Raw genomic sequence first — 2,933 nt, forward strand, 5'->3', positions numbered from 1 at the left:
GTGGTGACGATGTCCTCGACGATGACGACGCGCGAGCCCTTGGCGATCTCGAAGCGGCGCAGCCTGAACTCGCCCCCTTCCCGCTCGACCCAGATGGCCGGCGCGCCGAGGTGGCGCGAGGTCTCATAGGCCGGGATCAGGCCGCCAATGGCCGGGCCGACGACATAGTCGATCTTTCCGGGCACGCTTTCCCGGATCTTCTCGGCCAGCGCCTTGCACAGGCGCTCGGTCTTGTCGGCATGCATGAAGACGCGGGCCTTCTGCAGGAAGACCGGGCTGCGCAGGCCGGACGTCAGGATGAAATGACCTTCGAGAACGGCGCCGGCCTCGCGGAAAATGCCCAGCACTTCGTCAGTGTTCATTTGGTCCCCCGTTCAATCTTCATCTAGCCATTGACGCGCCGCGCGTCGCTGACGCTCGAATTGTCCTTGAGCTGCGACAGCAGGCGGTTGAGGTGCTTCAGGTCCCAGACTTCGAGATCGATCAGCATCTCGGTGAAATCGGGCGCCGTGCGTATCATGGACAGCGTGTGGATGTTGGCGTCGTTGGACGCCACCACCTGGGCGATGTCGGCCAACGAACCAGGCGCGTTGATGGCGGTGACCGAGATGCGCGCCGGAAAACGTTCCTTGGTGCGTTCGTCAATGTCCCAGCGCACGTCGATCCAGCGCTCGGGCTGGTCGTCGAAGGCCTGCAGCGCCGGCGACTGGATCGGATAGATGGTGATGCCGGTTCCAGGCTGGATGATGCCGACGATGCGGTCGCCGGGCACGGCGCCTTCCGGCGCGAAGCGCACCGGCAGGTCGCCGCGCACGCCGCGGATCGGCACCGCGCCGTCGCGCGGCTGGTCCTTGCCCTTGCGCGCGGCCCGAGTGCCGGGCATCTGGAACAGCATGCCGGCGGCGTTGCGGATCTTCGACCAGCCTTCCTCGCGCTGCTTGGGCGGCGCGACCGTGACGCGCTCGTCCTTGTAGTCGGGGAAGACCGCTTTCATGACGTCGGTTGAGCTCAGCTCGCCGCGTCCGACGGAAGCCAGAACATCCTCGATATCCTTGCGCGCCAGCCGGTGCAGAACCGGCTTCAGGCTCTCCTTGGTGAAGGTCTTGCCGGCGCGCTCGAAGGCGCGTTCCAGGATACGGGCGCCGAGACCGGAATATTGCTTGCGGATCGCGTTCTTGGTGGCGCGGCGGATGGCGGCGCGCGCCTTGCCGGTGACCACGACCGATTCCCAGGCGGCGGGCGGCACCTGCGCCTTGGAGCGGATGATCTCGACCTCGTCGCCATTCTTCAATTCCGTCATCAGCGGCATGATGCGGCCATTGACCTTGGCGCCGACACAGGTGTCGCCGACATCGGTGTGGACGGCATAGGCGAAGTCGATCGGCGTGGCGCCGCGCGGCAGCGCGATCAGCATGCCCTTGGGCGTGAAGCAGAATACCTGGTCCTGGAACAGCTCCAGCTTGGTGTTCTCGAGGAAATCCTCCGGATTGTCGCCCTCGGCCAGTTGCTCGATGGTGCGCCTGAGCCAGGCATAAGCGTTGGTCTCCTTGGAGATCGCGTGGCCGGCGCCGTTCATTTTGCCGCCGGTGTCCTTGTAGATCGAATGGGCGGCGACGCCGTATTCGGCTATTTTGTTCATCTCCTTGGTGCGGATCTGAAGTTCGACGCGCTGGCGCGACGGGCCGACGATGGTGGTGTGGATCGAGCGGTAGTCGTTCTGCTTGGGCGTCGAGATATAGTCCTTGAAACGGCCAGGCACCATCGACCAGGTGGTGTGGATGGCGCCAAGCGCACGGTAACAGTCGTCGACCGAATCGACGACGACGCGAAAGCCGAAGATGTCGGAGAGCTGCTCGAAGGAGAGCGCCTTGGCCTCCATCTTGCGGAACACCGACCATGGCTTCTTCTGCCGGCTCTTCACGCTCGCCTTGATGGTGTGTTTCTCGAACAGGCCGGACAGCGCCGTCTCGATCTCCTGCAGGACACCCTTGTTGCGCTCGAAAATCTCGGCAAGCCTCGCGGTGACGGCGCGATAGGCCTCCGGATTGATGTAGCGGAAGGCGATTTCCTCGAGTTCTTCGCGCATGCCCTGCATGCCCATGCGGCCGGCGAGCGGCGCATAGATGTCCATCGTCTCCTCGGCGATGCGCAGGCGCTTGGACTCGGGCATATGGTCGAGCGTGCGCATGTTGTGCAGGCGGTCGGCGAGCTTGACCAGAAGGACGCGAATATCCTCCGAGATCGCGAGCAGAAGCTTGCGCAGGTTCTCCGCCTGCTCGGCCTTCTTGGAGACGAGGTCGAGCTTCTTCAGCTTGGTAAGGCCCTCGACCAGCTTGCCCATTTCGGGGCCGAACAGCTCGTCGATCTCGGCCCTGGTCGCGGTGGTGTCCTCGATCGTGTCATGCAGCAGGGCAACGGCGATGGTCGCCTCGTCCATGTGCATCTCGGTGAGGATGGCGGCGACTTCGAGGGGATGCGAGAAATAGGGATCGCCCGAAGCGCGCTTCTGGTGGCCATGCTTCTGCATGGCATAGACATAGGCCTTGTTGAGCAGTGCCTCATTGACGTCAGGCTTGTAGCGCTGGACGCGCTCGACAAGCTCATACTGACGCATCATGGGCGGGATCTCGCGGTGCTGAAATGATTGATGCGCCGCACTGGCGTACGACGCATCTCATAGATAGCCACGAAACCTGAGATACGGAAGTCCTGGATGGTTGATCCAACCCGGACAAAAGCTCTTAGTAATCGTCGCTCTTTTCCGGCGGCACCAGGCCTTCGATGCCGGCGAGCAGGTCTTCCTCGCTCATGCGGTCGAAAGCGATGTTCTCCTCGGCATCGTCGGCGTCGGCCGCGACCGCGGTCGCGCCGGTCTGGTCGGTGATCGCCTCGCCCTCGGCTTCCGGCTCATCGACCTCGACATGCTTCTGCAG

Annotated in this window: 2 protein-coding genes and 1 pseudogene; all 3 read right to left on the reverse strand. The window is 63.6% G+C overall.

The window, feature by feature from the left end; genetic code table 11:
- The coding region (locus tag EOA27_RS30070; RefSeq protein ID WP_127257941.1) for a phosphoribosyltransferase family protein at positions 1 to 362 on the reverse strand (362 nt) is incomplete at its 3' end.
- Positions 363 to 385: 23 nt separating this feature from the next.
- On the reverse strand, positions 386 to 2,617 hold the full coding sequence (locus tag EOA27_RS30075) for a bifunctional (p)ppGpp synthetase/guanosine-3',5'-bis(diphosphate) 3'-pyrophosphohydrolase (protein WP_126078320.1): 2,232 nt from the start codon (positions 2,615 to 2,617) through the stop codon (positions 386 to 388).
- 124 nt (positions 2,618 to 2,741) lie between these two features.
- Positions 2,742 to 2,933, reverse strand: a pseudogene (locus EOA27_RS30080) (DNA-directed RNA polymerase subunit omega); the annotation flags it as partial.

This window comes from Mesorhizobium sp. M2A.F.Ca.ET.037.01.1.1, from assembly GCF_003998075.1.
Classification (GTDB): Bacteria; Pseudomonadota; Alphaproteobacteria; order Rhizobiales; family Rhizobiaceae; genus Mesorhizobium.

Bases quoted from the DNA above. Each gene is read 5' to 3' on its own strand.
- EOA27_RS30075 (WP_126078320.1), bottom strand. From the start codon at position 2,617: ATGATGCGTCAGTATGAGCTTGTCGAGCGCGTCCAGCGCTACAAGCCT.